This is a genomic window from Pseudomonas sp. PAMC 29040, from assembly GCF_003994535.1.
Lineage (GTDB): Bacteria > Pseudomonadota > Gammaproteobacteria > Pseudomonadales > Pseudomonadaceae > Aquipseudomonas > Aquipseudomonas paraversuta.
The window spans coordinates 200,502-217,699 of record NZ_RZAA01000006.1 but is presented as its reverse complement, the minus strand read 5'-3'; the positions used below and the strand labels follow the sequence as shown (position 1 = coordinate 217,699).

23 protein-coding genes, 1 tRNA gene and 1 pseudogene are annotated in these 17,198 nt (G+C 54.1%); 18 read left to right on the top strand and 7 right to left on the bottom strand.

Going from position 1 to position 17,198, the window contains the following annotated elements:
• Positions 1-38: 38 nt before the first annotated feature.
• The gene (locus WG29040_RS13230; RefSeq protein ID WP_372238795.1) at positions 39-284 is read right to left on the bottom strand and encodes a Cro/CI family transcriptional regulator; all 246 of its coding nucleotides are present in this window, start codon (positions 282-284) and stop codon (positions 39-41) included.
• 83 nt (positions 285-367) lie between these two features.
• Between WG29040_RS13230 and WG29040_RS13225 the strand changes: the two genes are divergently transcribed.
• The 6 genes and pseudogenes from WG29040_RS13225 (at position 368) to WG29040_RS24540 (ending at position 4,126) form a co-directional block, all read left to right on the top strand.
• Positions 368-1,138, top strand: coding sequence for a LexA family transcriptional regulator (locus WG29040_RS13225; RefSeq protein WP_127196261.1), 771 nt, complete (start codon positions 368-370; stop codon positions 1,136-1,138).
• Positions 1,139-1,165: 27 nt separating this feature from the next.
• Positions 1,166-1,639, top strand: coding sequence for a hypothetical protein (locus tag WG29040_RS13220; RefSeq protein ID WP_256681545.1), 474 nt, complete (start codon positions 1,166-1,168; stop codon positions 1,637-1,639).
• On the top strand, positions 1,593-2,264 hold the full coding sequence (locus WG29040_RS13215) for a BRCT domain-containing protein (RefSeq protein ID WP_127196259.1): 672 nt from the start codon (positions 1,593-1,595) through the stop codon (positions 2,262-2,264). The genes WG29040_RS13220 and WG29040_RS13215 overlap by 47 nt, the downstream gene beginning before the upstream one ends.
• A gap of 316 nt (positions 2,265-2,580) precedes the next feature.
• Positions 2,581-2,964: a LuxR C-terminal-related transcriptional regulator gene (locus WG29040_RS13210; RefSeq protein WP_127196258.1), complete on the top strand. Its 384-nt coding sequence runs from the start codon at positions 2,581-2,583 to the stop codon at positions 2,962-2,964.
• Positions 2,965-3,362: 398 nt separating this feature from the next.
• Complete coding sequence (locus tag WG29040_RS13205; RefSeq protein ID WP_127196257.1) at positions 3,363-3,710, top strand: hypothetical protein; 348 nt, start codon at positions 3,363-3,365, stop codon at positions 3,708-3,710.
• 78 nt (positions 3,711-3,788) lie between these two features.
• Positions 3,789-4,126, top strand: a pseudogene (locus WG29040_RS24540) (hypothetical protein).
• Here the strand turns inward: WG29040_RS24540 and WG29040_RS13195 are convergent.
• Together WG29040_RS13195 and WG29040_RS13190 are read right to left on the bottom strand one after the other, a co-directional pair.
• Entirely contained in the window at positions 4,116-4,376 is a 261-nt protein-coding gene (locus WG29040_RS13195; protein ID WP_165878355.1) for a hypothetical protein, read from the bottom strand. The pseudogene WG29040_RS24540 and the gene WG29040_RS13195 sit on opposite strands and share 11 nt — an antisense overlap.
• A gap of 101 nt (positions 4,377-4,477) precedes the next feature.
• Positions 4,478-5,272 carry a hypothetical protein gene (locus WG29040_RS13190; RefSeq protein ID WP_127196255.1) on the bottom strand — a complete coding sequence of 265 codons (795 nt, stop codon included), beginning with the start codon at positions 5,270-5,272 and terminating at the stop codon, positions 4,478-4,480.
• Positions 5,273-5,331: 59 nt separating this feature from the next.
• Between WG29040_RS13190 and WG29040_RS13185 the strand changes: the two genes are divergently transcribed.
• Positions 5,332-7,260 (top strand): DNA cytosine methyltransferase, encoded by a 1,929-nt coding sequence (locus tag WG29040_RS13185; RefSeq protein ID WP_127196254.1) that lies wholly within the window; start codon positions 5,332-5,334, stop codon positions 7,258-7,260.
• A 63-nt stretch (positions 7,261-7,323) separates the two neighbouring features.
• On the opposite strand, the gene WG29040_RS13180 is transcribed toward WG29040_RS13185, so the two are convergent.
• Entirely contained in the window at positions 7,324-7,974 is a 651-nt protein-coding gene (locus WG29040_RS13180) for a hypothetical protein (RefSeq protein ID WP_127196253.1), read from the bottom strand.
• A gap of 203 nt (positions 7,975-8,177) precedes the next feature.
• On the opposite strand from WG29040_RS13180, the gene WG29040_RS13175 reads away from it, so the two are divergent.
• Positions 8,178-8,420, top strand: coding sequence for a DUF4224 domain-containing protein (locus WG29040_RS13175; protein WP_127196252.1), 243 nt, complete (start codon positions 8,178-8,180; stop codon positions 8,418-8,420).
• 1 nt (position 8,421) lies between these two features.
• On the top strand, positions 8,422-9,474 hold the full coding sequence (locus tag WG29040_RS13170) for a tyrosine-type recombinase/integrase (protein WP_127196251.1): 1,053 nt from the start codon (positions 8,422-8,424) through the stop codon (positions 9,472-9,474).
• A gap of 117 nt (positions 9,475-9,591) precedes the next feature.
• Here the strand turns inward: WG29040_RS13170 and WG29040_RS13165 are convergent.
• Positions 9,592-9,679, bottom strand: a tRNA-Ser gene (locus WG29040_RS13165).
• Between the two features lie 123 nt (positions 9,680-9,802).
• Between WG29040_RS13165 and WG29040_RS13160 the strand changes: the two genes are divergently transcribed.
• From WG29040_RS13160 to WG29040_RS13125, 8 genes are all read left to right on the top strand, one after another.
• Positions 9,803-10,474, top strand: a complete 672-nt coding sequence (locus WG29040_RS13160; RefSeq protein ID WP_003442061.1) for a Bax inhibitor-1/YccA family protein — start codon at positions 9,803-9,805, stop codon at positions 10,472-10,474.
• A gap of 110 nt (positions 10,475-10,584) precedes the next feature.
• Positions 10,585-10,977 carry a sulfurtransferase complex subunit TusD gene (gene tusD / locus WG29040_RS13155; protein WP_003442060.1) on the top strand — a complete coding sequence of 131 codons (393 nt, stop codon included), beginning with the start codon at positions 10,585-10,587 and terminating at the stop codon, positions 10,975-10,977.
• A 1-nt stretch (position 10,978) separates the two neighbouring features.
• Positions 10,979-11,341 (top strand): sulfurtransferase complex subunit TusC, encoded by a 363-nt coding sequence (gene tusC, locus WG29040_RS13150; RefSeq protein ID WP_010656406.1) that lies wholly within the window; start codon positions 10,979-10,981, stop codon positions 11,339-11,341.
• The gene (gene tusB, locus WG29040_RS13145; protein WP_003442058.1) at positions 11,341-11,619 is read left to right on the top strand and encodes a sulfurtransferase complex subunit TusB; all 279 of its coding nucleotides are present in this window, start codon (positions 11,341-11,343) and stop codon (positions 11,617-11,619) included. The genes tusC and tusB overlap by 1 nt, the downstream gene beginning before the upstream one ends.
• Positions 11,616-11,951, top strand: coding sequence for a TusE/DsrC/DsvC family sulfur relay protein (locus WG29040_RS13140; protein WP_127196250.1), 336 nt, complete (start codon positions 11,616-11,618; stop codon positions 11,949-11,951). The genes tusB and WG29040_RS13140 overlap by 4 nt, the downstream gene beginning before the upstream one ends.
• Complete coding sequence (locus tag WG29040_RS13135; protein ID WP_003442054.1) at positions 11,948-12,949, top strand: glycosyl transferase family protein; 1,002 nt, start codon at positions 11,948-11,950, stop codon at positions 12,947-12,949. The genes WG29040_RS13140 and WG29040_RS13135 overlap by 4 nt, the downstream gene beginning before the upstream one ends.
• 88 nt (positions 12,950-13,037) lie before the next feature.
• Positions 13,038-14,036, top strand: coding sequence for a glutathione S-transferase family protein (locus WG29040_RS13130; RefSeq protein WP_127196249.1), 999 nt, complete (start codon positions 13,038-13,040; stop codon positions 14,034-14,036).
• Positions 14,037-14,107: 71 nt separating this feature from the next.
• Positions 14,108-14,335 (top strand): YheU family protein, encoded by a 228-nt coding sequence (locus WG29040_RS13125; RefSeq protein ID WP_003442050.1) that lies wholly within the window; start codon positions 14,108-14,110, stop codon positions 14,333-14,335.
• An 18-nt stretch (positions 14,336-14,353) separates the two neighbouring features.
• Here the strand turns inward: WG29040_RS13125 and WG29040_RS13120 are convergent, their stop codons facing one another.
• Complete coding sequence (locus WG29040_RS13120) at positions 14,354-14,686, bottom strand: YnfA family protein (RefSeq protein ID WP_003442048.1); 333 nt, start codon at positions 14,684-14,686, stop codon at positions 14,354-14,356.
• A gap of 201 nt (positions 14,687-14,887) precedes the next feature.
• Between WG29040_RS13120 and WG29040_RS13115 the strand changes: the two genes are divergently transcribed.
• Positions 14,888-15,046 (top strand): DUF3309 family protein, encoded by a 159-nt coding sequence (locus tag WG29040_RS13115; protein ID WP_177412975.1) that lies wholly within the window; start codon positions 14,888-14,890, stop codon positions 15,044-15,046.
• A 71-nt stretch (positions 15,047-15,117) separates the two neighbouring features.
• Here WG29040_RS13115 and WG29040_RS13110 read toward each other — a convergent pair whose 3' ends face one another.
• Positions 15,118-17,196 carry an LTA synthase family protein gene (locus tag WG29040_RS13110; protein WP_003442044.1) on the bottom strand — a complete coding sequence of 693 codons (2,079 nt, stop codon included), beginning with the start codon at positions 17,194-17,196 and terminating at the stop codon, positions 15,118-15,120.
• Between the last annotated feature and the right edge of the window lie 2 nt (positions 17,197-17,198).

Below are 17,198 nucleotides of genomic sequence, written 5' to 3'. Positions count from 1 at the left end.
GATAATCACCGGGCACACAAAAGCGTCCTTCTGATTCCTCAGATGGCGATCGCTTCTGCAAGCTGACTTTTGGTTGGATTTTGCGAAGGAAAAGAGCGCACCTCCTCCGCTGTATATGAGCCATCTGAGTGTTGAGTGACGTAGATATCCCGGCCACGACGAATGGCCTTACTAAGGGCGCCTTGAGTCATTTTGAGCAGGGCTGCAGCCTCGCACTGCCCAAATTCTTGGGCAAAAGCAGTGATGTGAACTCTCCTCATAGGAGTTCTCTCCATGGTTTTCATGGCGAGATATTACCTTTGGCATTTTTAAATGTAAATGCCAATGGCATTTGATGCTTTATTACCGATGGGAATAGGATCCGGCCATGAGTAAAAAGCCGCTACCCCCCGAAAAGAAAGAAGAGTGCCAGCGACTCAAGGCCATCTTTAACGCAAAGAAAAATGAGCTTGGTTTAACCCAGGAGAAGCTTGCTCATGCTTTGGAAATGAACCAAAGCTCGGTAAGCCATTACCTCAACGGTATTAACCCGCTCAATGCCGCAGTTGCTGCGAGCTTTGCGAAAATTCTCGGCGTCGATGTTTCTGCGTTCAGTGATCGCCTTGCTGAAGAAATGACTAAGATCGCCCAGGCTATCGGCCCGCAGACTGCCAAAGACGACAATGTGATAACTGTCGACTTCAGCAGAAAGCCCGACAGCGAGGGATACGTGACAATCCCCCGTCTTGATGTGTCAGCATCCATGGGCCGAGGCATAGTGGCACCCGACGGGCAAATTGATGTGATCCGCGACATTACCGTCCATTTGGACTGGCTCGCACGCCGGGGAGTCCATTATTCAAAACTCGAGAATCTGGCAATTATTACTGGCGACGGCGACAGCATGGAAGGCACTTTCAGCGATGGTGCGTCCCTTCTGATTGATCGCGGCATTACTGAAATCAAAACAGATGCCATTTATGTTTTCACCCTCGACGGCGACCTGTTTATCAAGCGCTTGCAGCGAATCACCGGCAAGTCTTTGTCGATGATTTCTGACAATCCGATCTACCGCCCGATTGATCTACATGGCGAACAACTGGAACGCATGCACGTCCACGCCCGCGTCCTCTTGGCCTGGGATGTGAAGAAGCTCTAACAAAGAATCTGCAGGATGGACCCTTGGATGACCCAGATTGAATCAATTGAGACAAACCGACTAATTGAGCGATCCCATGCAGAGCCGGCAAGGTTGAACCTCAGCTGGCACGAGACTTGGCAAGGCCCAGATTCTGGACTGATAAAAAACTGGGAAATTGGTCGAAAGCTTGCCATCCAGAACCCCGACTTGGCCTCGCGAACGCTGGCCGGAGAGCTCCCTCCCCTAAACTGGAAAGGTGGGAGCGATCGCACTCTGGTTAAGCGCGAAAAGTTCGGTTCCTTGCGCTATCTGGCCCAATGGCAGGGGCTGCGCGGAGAAGATCTGAGCATTGCCTTGGATTCAGAAGTAACTATCAAATGTGTAAAAACACAGATGATCGTGACCTTCACTCCAGACATTCGCAAAATCCTGAATGAGTCCGAAACTAACAACATTGAAGAAGGAGCTTTAAATGGTGGACCTGCATCAGGAGTTTCAGAACAGTCGCTTTTTCCATGAAGACCGCATTGACAGGCGCTCTGCTGACGCCCTTGTAGGCTTGGCAGCCGGCATTGTTTCGGACGGTGTCGTCACCTTGAAAGAAGCCATTTTTCTTGAAGAATGGATCGCCAAAAATCTTCTGCATCTAGAAGACCCTGTCGTCAATATCCTCTATCGCCGTCTATCAAACATGCTTTCCGATGGGATTTTGGATGCTGAGGAGTCGAGAGAGCTTTTGGCAATGCTGCAAAATTTCTCTGGCCTGAGCCTTGGCCAAGGTAAAGCCGAGAGCAAAACCACCGAAACCAGCTTTACCGCCCCGAACGACCTCCCCTTCAACATGCCAATTCCAGAAATAATCTGGCAAGAACGGCTGTTCGTCTTCACGGGTGTTATGGCTTACGGGCCGCGCAAGGACTGCCAGGCGCTTATTGAAGAGCGCGGCGGACTGATTGGTGGCGGGATCAATAAGAAGACTCACTACCTGGTGGTAGGTAGTGTCGGGAACGATCAGTGGCGCCATAGCAGCTATGGCTTAAAGATCATGAGAGCCGTTGAGTTGCGCGAATCGGGAAGCCCGGTAGCCATCATTGGTGAGCATGCCTGGCAAGTGGCACTTTTCGGACAGCCTGCTCCCATCTAGTGTCAGGCGCTGCACCTGAAAGCTCTCATCTGACCCCGATAGAAACCCGCCAAGCGCGGGTTTTTTCATGCCTAACGAAAATATTAGTACCATTGGCATTTACAATAAATATTGCCATTGGTATTGTTTGCGCTATTGCCGGGTCACACCGGCTACAAGCCGGAGACTCACCGGCTACCACGACCAGGGGGAAACCTGATCCCAGCCCCCTCACGGGGATCGACTGGCTCAGTAATGAGAGCTCTTTTAAGAACGGACACTTTCACTGCTGCACCTGGCTTGCCGGGTGCATCGGGAAAACAACCGAGTAGACATCATGGAATCGACAATCGTAGACGGTGCATGGAAAGGCCACCTCGGCCGAGGCCTTGCGCCACGGGAACTGCAATTCGTGCTGTCAGTTGCCCAGGGACTGACAGCCAAAGAGATAGCCAGAGCGTTCGACATTGCGCCGGGCACCGTGGTCAAGCGACTGGCCTGCGCCATGTACAAGCTCGGCGTTCATCGCCAGGGCGCTATGGTCGCCGAAGCGATGCGCCGGCAAATCATCACCCCGCTCTGCCTGCTGCTCGTTGCGGTGATGGCGATGCAAGGCATAGATGACAAAGGAATGGCTCGACGGGATCGCAGACCTTCTGAACGCCGCGGCTCCGAGTTGCGACTTGTACGCCGCGCCGACTCGTTTGACCTGGTTGTTTAAATCGATACAACCAGCGCCACGACAGCCAGTCGCTAACTGCCCGAGCTCCTGGTACTCCCCAGCACCAGGACGCATCGGTCTGATCTTCGGCATTCACCGGCCTGAGTACAGACCGATGCGGACGCCAACCCAGCAGACGCTGGACACCTTCATCAACCCCCTACCCCGCTGGACACTGCCATTCCAGAGAGCAAACAGAGCGGAGGATTCAGCCATGGACACTTAACCAATGATGGGCTCGCCCATACAGCCTGGCTCTTACATAAGGCGGCTTATTGAGAGCGCAACACAGCCCGGTTTCGACTGGGCTTTTTCATTCCCGCAGTTATTCGCCAGCCCTCCCTTGTCGCAAGGCCTGAGTGCTGACGAATACCCGTAACCCAAGTAGAGGATCGACCATGCATCCATCAATCGCCCAGCGCATCACCGTTCTCGACGGGTTGCGCGCACGTGCCCACCAGGCCACGACCGAGTTCTACCAAAAGCCCGGTGTACAACCGCCACCGTTGGCCCCGCTGATCATCGTGCGGCCGAGCGGTAACAACACCTTTTCGCTGATTAATCGCGCTACTGGTGTGGTCGTAGCCGAGCGCTTCGGCCACAACAATGCCACTGCCCATGCTCGCGAGCTGGAGGCAAAAGCAGCGCAGTGCAATGTTAAGCAGTTCGGAGAGTTCCTGAGCAGTTGGACTTTGCGCATTGGCATCACGCTGACCGTGTTCGTCTTCATCGGCAGTTACATGTGAGACGTATAGCCCGCATCCAGCAACGCAAACGTTAAACATCGCTGGCACTGCCCGCATGCGTAGTTGAAGTTGTAGGCCATGGCAGTGTTACAGAAAAGTCGCTCGGCCAAAGCTGCCAGGAAACGAGTGGCCGTTGCAGAGAAAGACTTGTGGCCCTGGGTTCGCCTAGGCACCAGGCAGGCGCTGGCCGAACTGATGGAGTGGTCAGGCATTACTGAGCAGGGCGAGGCGAGGTGATGACGCTGATGATTCATCACCTGCACGCGCTAGGTTCTTCCCGCTGCCAACCACTACTTAAACCGCCGCGCCACATATATGAACAGTCACAAAACGTGGCACGGGAATTTCGCAATAAAAGCCTGCTAGCCATACAGAAAGACCCAGGCGCCGAGATAATTGAACCTATCAATCCTTAAAAGTGACGTGCCCGCTTCCCGCCCTAGCAATGTCTATCAATTGGTTCTGCATCAGAAGGCCAATATCCTTGATCGTTAAGTGAGAACCTCCGCGCTTGGCGCAAACCGCAAGATCAACAAGCTGATTTGCCATTTTTCCTTGAGCTGAAACCTCAAGGGCTGCGCCTGAGGAAAGCAGGTCCTCCAGCTGGTTTTGCATTTTTGTGCCGATAGTCATTGTTTCTCCTTGATCCGGCTTCATGCCGGTCACAAGTAATACCTTAAGTGCACAACAATTGCCATCATCGGTAAAAGATGACGGCTAAAAGTTCAGCTTGATGAATTTTAAAAAATTCGATTACCACGCAACAGTTACTTACTCTCCGGAGCATAAGCCACTTTAACTTTTTCCCACGCTACAAAATATCTCTGCTTACAGCTCCAACAATTCAAATACCCCTCTTTCCATACAGAATCCAAAGAATTTTTATCACCACAATCCTTACAAGCAAAATCACTATTCGAAAATTTTCTGTCTGTTTTGAATTGTTCACTAGTGTCTGGCGCCACGACAAATACAGCCCCACACAAATCGTTGTAACAGGAAATCTCCGAGCAATCGTTAATTTGAGAATCGCTAACGTAAATTTTAGTCCTACAGCAATCACATTCAAAGTCGCTGATCCTGTTGAAACCGAGAACCATATCTGACTCATCGACTTTTCGAAGTTCCACAATCATCTTCTCTAAGTCCTCAGGCTTGAGCGATACGGGGTTTGAAGCTTCCTCGAGACATGTCTCATGTAAAAACTTGCCAAGTTTGTTGTAATTTTTATTCAGCCACTTAACAGGAAGCATTCTGTACTCACCAAGTTCCACCCATTCGCCGCTAGGCCCACCATCTACCGTACCCAAACAAATCGCAACAGTTGCAGGTTTATCAGCTCGAGGCTCGAACCCCAACAAAAGCTTCATTGCTCTTGGTGGCTGCCAAGCCTTATAGACAGCGGGCGGAATTACATCCCCTAGTTTTGCAAGCTTACGATAAACCACTTTTTCTATGGACAGTCGAAGTTCAAGGCACGCGTGCTGCAGCGAGCTGTACCCCTCCTCAGCAATGAAGCTTTCTGCTCGCAACAGATTCTCTTCAATTTGATAGATCCCCATATCCCCTCACTTAAATGCACTGATAACTGATCCGGCAATATACCCGGCAAGGATCCTCTATGTCTGCACATCAGAAGAAACACTCTTTCGACTTTAAAACCCAGTATGGCCTAGGCTTCAACCAGCAGGATGATGAGATCGTCGTGGACTTCTTCTGCGGCGGAGGCGGTGCCGGTACCGGGCTGGAAATGGGTCTTGGCCGCGCAGTAACAGTCGCCAAGAACCACAGCCCTGCGGCGATAAGCATGCACACGGTCAACCACCCGAATTCGAAACACTTCACCACTGATGTGTTTGATGGTGACCCTGACACCGAATGTGGTGGCCAGGCCGTGGGCTGGTTTCATATGTCGCCTGACTGCACTCACCACAGCCAGGCAGCCGGTGGACAACCGCGTAAGCGCGAGATTCGTAACCTGTCGTGGATCGGCCTTAAGTGGGCCGGCATGAAACAACCCCGGGTGATCAGCCTTGAGAACGTGAAGCAAATCCTGCTATGGGGGCCGTTGGTAGCGAAGCGCTGCAAAGCTACTGGCCGCGTCATCAAGCTGGGTGGCGTGATTGCTGAGCCAGGTGAAGTAGTTCCCGTCAGCGAGCAATTCCTGGTACCCGACCCGAAGCGTCGCGGCCAGACCTGGGCAGTGTTTGTCGCCGAGTTGCAGCGCTTAGGCTATGCCGTTGAGTGGCGCGTTATAAAGGCCTGCGACTTCGGGGCCCCAACCAGCCGGGAACGCCTGTTCATGATTGCCCGCAACGACGGCCAGCCAATCGTGTGGCCAGAGCCAACCCACGCCAAGAACCCCGTCAAGGGCCAGCAGAAGTGGCGGACCGCAGCCGAGTGCATTGACTGGACGACCCCAAGCAAAAGCATCTTTGGGCGTAAAAAGGATCTGGCGCCGGCCACCCTGCGTCGAGTTGCCAAGGGCATGCGCAAGTTCGTGCTCGACTCAGCCAACCCTTTTATTGTGCCGATCGCGAACTGGTCCGGAGAGAGTGTGCAGTCTGCGGACGAGCCACTGCGCACAGTGACCTCCTACCCCAAAGGCGGCGCCTTCTCGGTAGTCAGTCCGGTGCTTGTAGGTGCGGGCGGCCCGGTGTATTCGGGCAAGCCGGTAGCCGTCGATCAGCCAATCGGCACCCTGATGACGCAGAATCATCGTGCGATCGCCGCTGCGGCGCTGGTGCAGCTCGGTAATGGCGACAAGCCCGGATCAGCTCCGCGCAGCGCCGACCTTGGCCAGCCGCTGGGAACCATCATGGCGTCGGGCGGCAAGTACGCAGTGGCCACGGCCTTCATGGCCCAAATGAATGGCGGCTTCAACACGACTGCTGCCAAGAGCATTGAAGACCCCATGACCACCGTGACCAACACAGGCAGCCAGCAGCAACTGGTCGCCGCCAACCTGGTGCACTTGCGTGGCAACTGCGATGCACGGGACTTGAACGACCCGTTGCACACCATCAGTGCCGGCGGCACACACCACGGACTGATGACGGCATTCCTTGAGCGCCAATTCGGCGCAAGTGTCGGCCAGGGCCTGGACGATCCTGCACCTACCATCACCGCGGGCGGTGGCGGAAAGAGTTCGCTGATCGAGCTACATCTCTCACCAGAGGTTGAAGCCGGTGCGCTGCGAGTCGCGGCCTTTCTGATCAGCTACTACGGCACTGAGAATGTGAGCGCTGCCAATGAGCCTGCACCGACAATTACGACACGCGACCGCCTAGCACTGGTCACCGTCACCATCAAAGGCACGCCGTATGTAATCGTCGATATCTGCCTGCGGATGCTGCAGCCGGCAGAGCTGTACAAGGCCCAGGGCTTCCCGGACGACTACATCATTAGTCACGGCGCTGATGGCAAACCATTCACCAAAACCCAGCAGGTGCACATGTGCGGAAACAGCGTCAGCCCCCCGCCAATGGCAGCACTAGCCTGGGCCAATGATCCTTGGCGCGCCATCGAACAAAAAGCAAAAGCAGCATGAAATCTACATTCTAACTACAAAGCAAAATCCATACTTAACCAGACACTAGATTCAGCCTAGCTCTTAATTATCATCTTTAGGAATCTCTACGACTGATGCCTTAATAGTGTTATTCAGCCAATTAACCTTATCCAAAGTCATACGATAATTAACACCAGCCTTCTCAAAATCCCAAGTTTCCCCGGGCTGAACACCCCTCAACTTAACAGATTCTTTACCAGGAAGAGAAAGCGTTCCTCTTGCAGTATAGTCGGAACCAATTTCAGATATACCTATAACAGCTTTTGTTTTAGGATCAATAAATGACTCACCTTTTGAGAAAGGCATTGAGTACTCGTAAACACTAATTTTAGCCTTGGCCGCTTCCAACACTTCAGAAGCACTAGCACTAGCTGCCGCAACTTTAAACTCACTTAAATCTTTCTCTAGACCCTTTATTTTTCTATCCATTGCAGGCATGGATTTTGGCTCTTCAGTCAACCAAGATAAATACCTATCATTCTCTGCCTTTAACTTACCCAACTCCAACTCCAAAACAGATATCTTTGCTAGATACTGCGAGGACTTGGAATCAGCGTTTTCTGCTTTAGCTCTGTACAAATTCACCTTGCTTTCATCAATCATATATGAAGAAACAACCCAAGTCACAGTAGCAACCAGTACTGTGTGACCGATAATTGTGAAAACAGGATGGTCTTCTAACCAGTTTGACATAATAAATCCCGCACTCAATATGACGTTTTATGCCCGCCATTCTACGTCACATCAAAACCACATCATAGCGATGCGCAGAACGCCCTCTACCCTTGAAGTCATCACTACAGCATCAATGCTCATTGCATGCTGCACAAACTTCAAACCCAATTTTTTGAACCCAACACCTCTGCCTCGCTACTAGGAGGCATGGAGATACGCGCATGGAAACTGAAATCCTCTCAGAGGAAGAGTTGGCCGACCTTACCGGCTACAAACACCGCGGCTATCAGCGTCAATGGCTCAAGGCTCGCAACTGGGTCTTTATCGAAAGTCGCGGTGGTCGCCCTCTCGTTGGCCGGATGTTCGCCCGCATGAAGCTCGGAATAATCTCACCAACTTTGGCAACCCAAACTCCCCCGCCAGTAGCTCCAACCTGGACGCCAGATTTTTCAAGAGTGAACTGACATGCGCCCCCGCAATACAGAAAACAGGGATCTACCGCCAGGAATGGTACGCCGTAAACGTCCACGCAAAAACGGCACAGTTTGGATTGGTTTTTATTATCGAGATGCAACCGGCAAGGAAATAGCTTTAGGGTGCGACCTGGATATAGCGCGGATTAAGTGGGCTGAGCTGGAAGCAAAGGAAAAGCCAGCAGACCTGACTGTGATGAGGGGAATATTTGATCGTTATATCCGCGATATTCTGCCGAAGAAAGCGCCTCGCACTCAAAAGGACAACTTGGCCGAGTTCAAACAGCTGCGGCCTGTGTTCGACGACGCCCCTATTGATTCGATTACACCAGCGGCCATTGCGGGGTACCGAGACAAAAGGACGGCGAAAGTTCGAGCCAACAGAGAGCTAGCTACACTTTCCCATGTTTTTAATATGGCCAGAGAATGGGGGCTAACAACCCGCGAGAACCCATGCCAGGGCGTGCGCAAGAACAAAGAAAAGCCACGGGACTACTATGCCAATGATGCTGTGTGGGATGCGGTATATCAAAAAGCGCCGGCCGAATTGAAAGAGGCTATGGATCTTGCCTACCTCACCGGGCAAAGGCCGGCTGACGTGCTGATGATGCGAAGGGATGATGTAGAAGGGGATTATTTGCTCGTTCAGCAGAATAAGACACAGCAGCGCATACGGATCTTTATGGTGAACGATGACGGGCGGGAGAATAGCTTGGGAGCCCTAATTCGCGTGATTTCTGAGCGCAATGCTCAGCACTGCTCGAGCTACCTGATAGTGAGCAAGCATGGCAAGCGCATGACGGCAGCCATGTTGCGTAAGCGATGGGATGAAGCGAGAGAGCAAGCCAAGAAAACAGCTATCGAGGGAGAGGATGTCTTGCTGGCTGGTCGAATTGCTGCTTTCCAATTCCGGGACATCCGACCGAAAGCGGCATCTGAAATCAAGAACATTGAGGACGCCAGCCTCCTCTTGGGGCACACAAAAAGCGATATCACAAAGCGGGTTTACAGGAGGCTTGGCACTACCGCGAAACCATCAAAATAGCGCTAGTTTCGGAACTCTTCCCAAATAGTTTCGGAACGCCTAGCAGTCAGGCGCAGAATTCCCCAAACCCCAGAAACGACAAAGCCCGCCAATGGCGGGCTCTGCGGTGTAGCAATATGGCGGAGGCGATGGGATTCGAACTCATGGACCTGTTACAGTCGACGGTTTTCAAGACCGTTGCCTTAAACCACTCGGCCACACCTCCTAACGTTGTTGCGGGCGCCATAATACCTGAATGAAACACGTTGTCAAACTCTCTTGATCCCTTGTTTCAGAGCCTCTGCTATGATCTTTGCAACTTAACATTTCCGGACACAGGAGTATCGCCATGCGCGAACAGGATTACCCAGTTAATAGCAACGTGCAGGCCGAACAGCTAGAGGTTAGCCGTGTCCTGCGCAACACTTACGGTTTACTGGCCCTGACACTGGCTTTCAGCGGTGTAATGGCCTACGTATCTCAGCAGATGCGTGTCGGTTACCCAAACATTTTCGTGGTCCTGATCGGCTTTTACGGCCTGTTTTTCTTGACCAACAAGCTGCGTGACTCGGCATGGGGCCTCGTGTCTGCTTTTGCCCTGACCGGCTTTATGGGCTTCCTGCTGGGCCCGATTCTCAACCGCTACCTGGGCATGCAGGGCGGCGCTGAGGTCGTTAGCTCCGCATTCGCCATGACGGCTCTGGTTTTCGGCGGTCTGTCGGCCTATGTGCTGATTACTCGCAAGGACATGAGCTTCCTGGGTGGTTTCATCACTGCAGGCTTCTTTGTTCTGCTGGGCGCAACGCTGGCGAGCTTCTTCTTCCAGATCAGCGGCCTGCAACTGGCTATCAGCGCCGGTTTCGTGCTGTTTTCTTCGGTCTGCATTCTGTTCCAGACCAGCGCCATCATTCAGGGCGGCGAGCGTAACTACATCATGGCGACCATTAGCCTGTATGTATCGATCTACAACCTGTTCATCAGCCTGCTGCAAATCTTCGGCATCATGAGCCGCGACGACTGATTGACGACCGCTGTACAAAAGCCCGCTTCGGCGGGCTTTTTATTGCCTGTAGCAAGCATCTTTAGGCGTCTGGCTTTATCATTGCGTCAGATTTGCCGACAGAGCCCACCATGAAATTTGCCATTGCCCTTTATTCAGCAGCCCATGCGCCCTCCTCTCGCCGAGCCCTGCGCTTTGCCGAGGCGGCATTGGCGGGCGGCCACGAGATTGTCCGGTTGTTTTTCTATCAGGACGGCGTCCACAGCGCTTCGAGCAATATCGTGACACCTCAAGATGAACAAGACCTCGCACAGCAATGGTCAACCTTCGTCAGCAACAATCAACTCGATGGCGTGGTGTGTATTGCAGCAGCCTTGCGCCGCGGTGTGCTGAATAACGACGAAGCTGCGCGATATCAACGCCCGGCGGTCAATTTGCAAGCGCCGTGGGAATTGTCTGGTCTGGGACAGTTGCATGATGCAATTCAATCGGCCGATCGACTGATCTGCTTCGGAGGGCCTTGAGATGCCTAAGTCGCTTTTGATTATTAGCCGTCAGTCTCCCTGGTCCGGCATCAACGCGAAAGAAGCGCTGGATATCGTGCTGGCAGGCGGAGCGTTCGATTTGCCCATCGGTCTGCTGTTTATGGATGACGGTGTATTTCAGCTTGTACCCGAGCAGAAAGCCGCCGCCGTCCAGCAAAAAAACCTGACGGCCAATCTGCAAGCTTTGTCCCTGTTCGGCGTTGAGGACCTGTTCGCTTGCGGCCACAGTTTGTCCGTACGCGGCATCTCGCCTGCCGGACTTGCAGTCGATGACGTCGAGCCGCTGTCGGCAGAAGACATACGCACACTTATTGACCGTTATGACCAAGTGATAACTCTCTGATGTCGACCTTACACGTTCTGAGTCACTCGCCCTTTTCAGACACGCGCCTGGATAGCTGCTTACGCATTCTGGGGCGCGGTGATGCCTTGCTACTCTGTGGCGATGCGGTCTATGCCCTGCAGCAGCAGAGCAGCACACTTGAAGACAAGACTGTCTTTGCCCTCGAAGAAGATCTGCAGGCACGCAATATCGAGTGCCCGCAGTGGGCGGTAGCGATTGACTACCCGGCCTTCGTCGATCTGTCTATTCAGTATGACAAGGTCAACAGCTGGCTATGAATGTGCTCACCCTCGATGGTAAAAACATCCCGCTGGATAAAGACGGTTATCTGCTCAACCTCAACGATTGGTCGGCAGACGTCGCTCAGGCACTGGCCGCACAGGTGGGTATTGAGCTCAGCCCCGAGCACTGGGAAATTCTTCAACTGCTGCGCGACTTTTATCAGGAGTTCCAGCTGTCTCCCGCTACCCGGCCGCTGATCAAATACACCGCACTCAAGCTGGGGACAGATAAAGGCAACAGCCTGCATCTCAATCGCCTGTTCAATGGCACTCCCGCCAAACTCGCCGCCAAGCTGGCGGGCCTGCCAAAGCCGACCAATTGTCTATGAACATCCCTGCACCGCTGACCCTGGAAACACCCGCCGAGCACCCTTTTGCACAATTTGTCCGGATTCTGGGTAAAGGCAAGCGCGGCGCCCGCAACCTGACCCGCGAAGAAGCCCGCGAAGCGATGGGCATGCTGCTGGATGAGAAGGCCGAGGACACGCAACTGGGCGCCTTCCTGATGTTGCTGCGGCACAAGGAAGAAAGCCCTGAAGAACTGGCCGGTTTCACCGAAGCGGTGCGCGAGCGCCTGACAGCCCCCGGGATCCACGTCGATCTTGACTGGCCAACGTATGCGGGCAAGAAACGCCATTTACCCTGGTATTTGCTGGCAGCCAAATGCCTGTCGCAAAACGGCATACGCATCTTTATGCATGGCGGCGGCGCCCATACTGCAGGCCGTCTATACAGCGAACAGCTGCTGGATGAACTGGCCATACCACTGTGTCGCAACTGGCAAAGCGTTGAAGTCGCCCTGGACCAGGGCAATCTGGCATTTATGCCGCTGCAGGACTGGGCGCCACAGTTGCAACGCATGATCGATCTGCGCAATACCCTGGGCTTGCGCTCGCCAATTCACTCGCTGGCACGCATTCTCAACCCCCTGGGTGCACGTTGCGGCCTGCAGAGCATTTTCCATCCGGGCTATCAAAGCGTTCATCGCGACGCCAGCGGCTTGCTGGGAGACACCAGCATCGTGGTCAAGGGCGATGGCGGCGAAATCGAAGTCAACCCTGACAGCCTGAGCCATCTGTACGGCACCACCCAAGGTGTGAGCTGGGACGAAGAATGGCCGGCGTTGTCTGCGCAGCGCCACGTCAAACCGGCAACCCTGGAGCCACAACACCTTAAGGCGTTATGGCGTGGAGAGGTCGAGGACAGCTATCCGCAGCTGGCGTTGCTATCGACCATGGCCCTGGCCTTGCGCGGGCTGGGTACGCCCCGCGAGCAAGCCTTCGAACTGGCTCAGCGCTACTGGGACAACCGCAACAAATCGATTTAATCGATACTTGGCGCCCATGTTTTGCGCTTTTTGTTCGAACTCAGCCCTTTAGACTGAACTCCAATGCAAAATAGCCAAGGAGCCTCACATGGGCCTGTTGATCGAAGGGCACTGGCATGACCAGTGGTACGAAAGCAGCAAGGACGGGGCTTTTCAGCGCGAGCAGGCCCAGCGCCGCAATTGGGTGACCCGGGACGGCTCGCCTGGCCCGACGGGCAACGGTGGCTTTGCGGCCCAGGCGGGCCGCTACCACCTGTACGTCTCTCTGGCCTGCCCTTGGGCCCACCGCACCCTGATCACCCGCCAACTCAAAGGCCTGGAGTCGCTGATAGACGTGTCAGTGGTCAGCTGGTTGATGCTGGAAAACGGCTGGACCTTTGACAAGGCATTTGGCTCCAGTGGTGACGCTCTCGACCACCTGGATTTTTTGTATCAGCGCTACATTCTGGACACACCCGATTACACCGGCCGCGTCACCGTCCCCTTGCTCTGGGACAAACAGCAACAATGTATCGTCAGCAACGAATCGGCCGACATCATTCGCATGTTTAACACTGCATTTGACGACCTGACGGGCAACCCTCTGGACTTATATCCGCCGTCGCTGGCCACCCAGGTCGATAACTGGAATGAAAGGATTTACCCGGCCATAAACAACGGCGTATACCGGGCCGGATTTGCCACTTCCCAATCGGCTTACGAACAGGCATTCGATGAGATTTTCCGCGAGCTCGAACACCTGGAAACCCATCTGACAGACCATCGCTATCTGGCCGGTGAGTATTTAACTGAGGCAGACGTACGCCTGTTTACCTCACTGATTCGATTTGATGCGGTGTATTACAGCCACTTCAAGTGCAATGAACGACGTATTGCCGATTATCCGAATTTGTCCAACTGGCTGCGTGAGCTATACCAGTGGCCTGGCATTGCGCAAACCGTGGATTTCACCCACATCAAGGGACACTATTACGCCAGTCACCGCACAATCAATCCCACAGGTATTATCCCGAAAGGCCCGGCGCTGGACTTCACCCGCTCCCATGACCGCAACCGCCTTACAGGCAAGGGCATCCAGCAACGCTAATACCTGCAAATGTGCTGGCCGCACAGGCTTGCGGCCAGTAGCATCGCGCGCACTGTTTACGAGACTGCCCCATGCTTATTCCATACGACCAGCTTGAACCTGACACCCTCACCCGCCTGATTGAAGACTTCGTCAGCCGTGAAGGAACCGACAACGGTGATGACACGCCGCAGGAAACACGTGTGCTGCGAGTCCGCCATGCCCTGAGCAAAGGCCAGGCCGTTATCTTCTTTGACCTTGAGAGCCAGCAGTGTCAGCTGATGCCCAAGCATGCCGTGCCAAAAGAGTTCTTTGATTAAGCACAACTGCCCCCCTGATCAAGGACTGGAGAAGCGCGGCCCCAACAAAATAATGGTCGCGCCTATTACACACAGCCCTAGCCCCAGCCAGTCTGAACCCAGCGGCCGAATGCGCTCCACCACTGCCAGCCAGGCAATGGACGTCACGATGTAGATCCCGCCATAGGCCGCATAGGCCCGCCCGGCATAGACCGCCTCGACCTTGGTCAAGAGCAGGGCAAACACCACCAGGCTCAGAACTGCCGGCACCACCCACCAGGCACTCTTGCCCTGGCGCAACCACATCCAGAACCCATAGCAGCCAGCAATCTCAAACAAGGCCGCGAAAAAAAACCAAACGTAGTTAAGCATGCGAGAACTCTCCAAATGCGCAGCGCGCAACCCTACGCGTCAGCCCGTGGCCGATCAAGGCTGGAGGGGTTTGGGTGGGGATTAATAAAAGTTGAATTTTCCGCCGGCATCACCAGTCGGACTTTATAAGCACTGCCTATCCTCGTTCGTCAAACAGTGCCCTGAAGAACCTGCAAATTGGCAGAAAACATCAATAAGGAAATGATCATGACCACAATTCTACTCATCATCCTGATTCTGCTGTTAGTAGGCGGATTGCCTGTATTCCCGCACTCGAAAAGCTGGGGCTACGGGCCGTCAGGCATCATCGGCGTGGTTCTGGTTGTACTGTTGATTTTGCTGTTACTCGGCAAGATCTAGAACACACCCAGAGCACAACCCGCGCGCAATAAAAAAGAGGCCCTGAGGCCTCTTTTTTATTGCGCGGTTACTTACTTCGGATCTTCTACACCCGCAGTGTTATCCATCAAGCTTTTGGTGGCTGTTTGCAGGAAGGATTCGAGTTTCTTTTTAAGCTCGGCCTCATCCGGCGAATCGGTAACCACCTTGGCTTCAGGATTGGCGCCCAGCTTGTACTGCCAAACCTTGGCCGGCATATCCTTGGGCTGAACCAGCAAGTGGTCGCCGCTGATGACTGCCACTGTCTGGTCACTGCCGGACGGCTTGATCACGCCTGTACCCTTGTCGCCTTCAGGCAGGGTGAGCAGGTCACGGCCCCAGCATTGCTGACGGAACTCGCCACCCAGACGCCCCATGATGGTCGGCACGATATCAACCTGTGTCCCCACGGTGTCATTGCGCGCGCCAAATTTTTCCTGGATGCCAGGCCCGATCAACAGCAATGGAACGTTAAAGCGTCCCAGGTCCATCTCGGAAATTTGCTGCTCGTTACCGAAGCCGTGGTCACCCACCACCACAAACAGGGTTTCCTTGAAATACGGTTCTTTACGCGCTTTTTCGAAGAACTGACCCAATGCCCAGTCCGAGTAACGCATGGCCGTCAAATGCTCATTGAGCGATCCACGGTCAGTGACCGGTTCAACCGGCAACGGGGTCGGCAGTGCATACGGCGTGTGGTTGGACAGGGTCTGCAGCAAGGCATAGAACGGTTCTTTGCCTTCACGCTTCTTCAGCTCTTCCAGACCACGGTTGAACATGTCCTGATCGGACACGCCCCACGTAGGATCGGAGAACACCGGATCAACGTAATCGTTACGACCAACGAAAGTGGTCATCCCCTGATTACTGAAGAAACCCGACTGGTTGTCCCAGGCAAAATCACCGTTGTAGACATAGACGTCGTCAAACTTGCGTGCACTGAGCAGTTCCGGCAGGCCGGACAGCTTGTGGCTGCCTTCCGGGGTTTGCATCAGGTATTCAAAACCCGGCAGGTTCGGGAAACAGGCCATGGTTGCGAACATACCCTGGTGGGTATGGGTACCGTTGGAGAAGAAGCGCTCAAACAACAGGCCTTCTTTCGACAGGTTGTCAAAATACGGCGTGACATTGCCCGGACGACCCAGCGCACCCACCGAGTGACCGGCGAAGCTTTCCATCAGGATCACGACAACGTTCTTGATCGGCAGGGTTTTTTCCGCAGGTGGCGTGGTATCGCGGCGTACAGGCGCAGTGTCCGGATCGACCAGCTTGTCGTTCTCGGTCAGCAGCATATCGCGCACTGTCTGTTGGGCTACCGGATCTTCCAGGGTGGCCTTCCAGATATTGCTGCGCTCGTCGGAAAAGCGGCTTTTGGCAGCGGCAATCAGCGACAGGGAGCCGTTAAGACCCAGCTGGTTAGCGAAGTTGGAGTCTGTTGTGTAGGCATCGCCCCAACGTAGAGGAGGACCCTGGCGCAAGGTGCCGCGAGCAGCAACCACACACACCAGCAGTACCACCACAAACACCGCGACACGGCCATACCACGGCGCCACGGCGCGGGCGGTACCGGCAACGGCTGCGGTGGTCCGCGAACGGGTCAGGCGATCGGCGCCACGAAATGCGAAGTACAGAATCAGCGTACCAACGGCCCAGGCCAACAAGTAGCGCACCACCGGGAAACCGTACCAGAGCATGCTCATGACGGTTTTAGGGTCTTCCTTGACGTACTGGAAAACCAGACCGTTAAGGCGCTGGTGGAACTCGCGGTAGAAGTCCATCTCCATCAGGCCCAAAAACAGCGCCAGGCTGCAAGCAGCTGTCAGCCACAAGCGCATCACTGCGCGCATGGTCATGGCTTTGACACTGAGAATCGCCAACAGTAGAGGAATGCTGAGATACACCACAATTCGCAGGTCAAATCGCAGACCGTTGGCGAATGCTTCGAGGAAGGTCGAAGCCGGGGTATCGAGGATCATTTCCCGGTTATAAACCAGCAGAGCAACCCGTAGCAGGGTGAACATCAGCATCATGATCAAGGCACACAGCAGCGTAAACGCCAGATGCGATTTGACCGTCGGTTGCAACACACGCGTAGCAGCGTGCTGTTGTTTTGGGGCGTCCGGGTTTGCCATGT

Bases quoted from the DNA above. Each gene is read 5' to 3' on its own strand.
- WG29040_RS13125 (WP_003442050.1), top strand. From the start codon at position 14,108: ATGCTTATTCCATACGACCAGCTTGAACCTGACACCCTCACCCGCCTG.
- tusD (WP_003442060.1), top strand. From the start codon at position 10,585: ATGAAATTTGCCATTGCCCTTTATTCAGCAGCCCATGCGCCCTCCTCT.
- WG29040_RS13185 (WP_127196254.1), top strand. From the start codon at position 5,332: ATGTCTGCACATCAGAAGAAACACTCTTTCGACTTTAAAACCCAGTAT.
- WG29040_RS13130 (WP_127196249.1), top strand. From the start codon at position 13,038: ATGGGCCTGTTGATCGAAGGGCACTGGCATGACCAGTGGTACGAAAGC.
- WG29040_RS13135 (WP_003442054.1), top strand. From the start codon at position 11,948: ATGAACATCCCTGCACCGCTGACCCTGGAAACACCCGCCGAGCACCCT.
- WG29040_RS13115 (WP_177412975.1), top strand. From the start codon at position 14,888: ATGATCATGACCACAATTCTACTCATCATCCTGATTCTGCTGTTAGTA.
- WG29040_RS13205 (WP_127196257.1), top strand. From the start codon at position 3,363: ATGCATCCATCAATCGCCCAGCGCATCACCGTTCTCGACGGGTTGCGC.
- WG29040_RS13220 (WP_256681545.1), top strand. From the start codon at position 1,166: ATGACCCAGATTGAATCAATTGAGACAAACCGACTAATTGAGCGATCC.
- WG29040_RS13140 (WP_127196250.1), top strand. From the start codon at position 11,616: ATGAATGTGCTCACCCTCGATGGTAAAAACATCCCGCTGGATAAAGAC.
- WG29040_RS13170 (WP_127196251.1), top strand. From the start codon at position 8,422: ATGCGCCCCCGCAATACAGAAAACAGGGATCTACCGCCAGGAATGGTA.
- WG29040_RS13190 (WP_127196255.1), bottom strand. From the start codon at position 5,272: ATGGGGATCTATCAAATTGAAGAGAATCTGTTGCGAGCAGAAAGCTTC.
- WG29040_RS13225 (WP_127196261.1), top strand. From the start codon at position 368: ATGAGTAAAAAGCCGCTACCCCCCGAAAAGAAAGAAGAGTGCCAGCGA.
- WG29040_RS13120 (WP_003442048.1), bottom strand. From the start codon at position 14,686: ATGCTTAACTACGTTTGGTTTTTTTTCGCGGCCTTGTTTGAGATTGCT.
- tusB (WP_003442058.1), top strand. From the start codon at position 11,341: ATGTCGACCTTACACGTTCTGAGTCACTCGCCCTTTTCAGACACGCGC.
- WG29040_RS13110 (WP_003442044.1), bottom strand. From the start codon at position 17,196: ATGGCAAACCCGGACGCCCCAAAACAACAGCACGCTGCTACGCGTGTG.
- WG29040_RS13175 (WP_127196252.1), top strand. From the start codon at position 8,178: ATGGAAACTGAAATCCTCTCAGAGGAAGAGTTGGCCGACCTTACCGGC.
- tusC (WP_010656406.1), top strand. From the start codon at position 10,979: ATGCCTAAGTCGCTTTTGATTATTAGCCGTCAGTCTCCCTGGTCCGGC.
- WG29040_RS13215 (WP_127196259.1), top strand. From the start codon at position 1,593: ATGGTGGACCTGCATCAGGAGTTTCAGAACAGTCGCTTTTTCCATGAA.
- WG29040_RS13160 (WP_003442061.1), top strand. From the start codon at position 9,803: ATGCGCGAACAGGATTACCCAGTTAATAGCAACGTGCAGGCCGAACAG.
- WG29040_RS13210 (WP_127196258.1), top strand. From the start codon at position 2,581: ATGGAATCGACAATCGTAGACGGTGCATGGAAAGGCCACCTCGGCCGA.
- WG29040_RS13230 (WP_372238795.1), bottom strand. From the start codon at position 284: ATGAAAACCATGGAGAGAACTCCTATGAGGAGAGTTCACATCACTGCT.
- WG29040_RS13180 (WP_127196253.1), bottom strand. From the start codon at position 7,974: ATGTCAAACTGGTTAGAAGACCATCCTGTTTTCACAATTATCGGTCAC.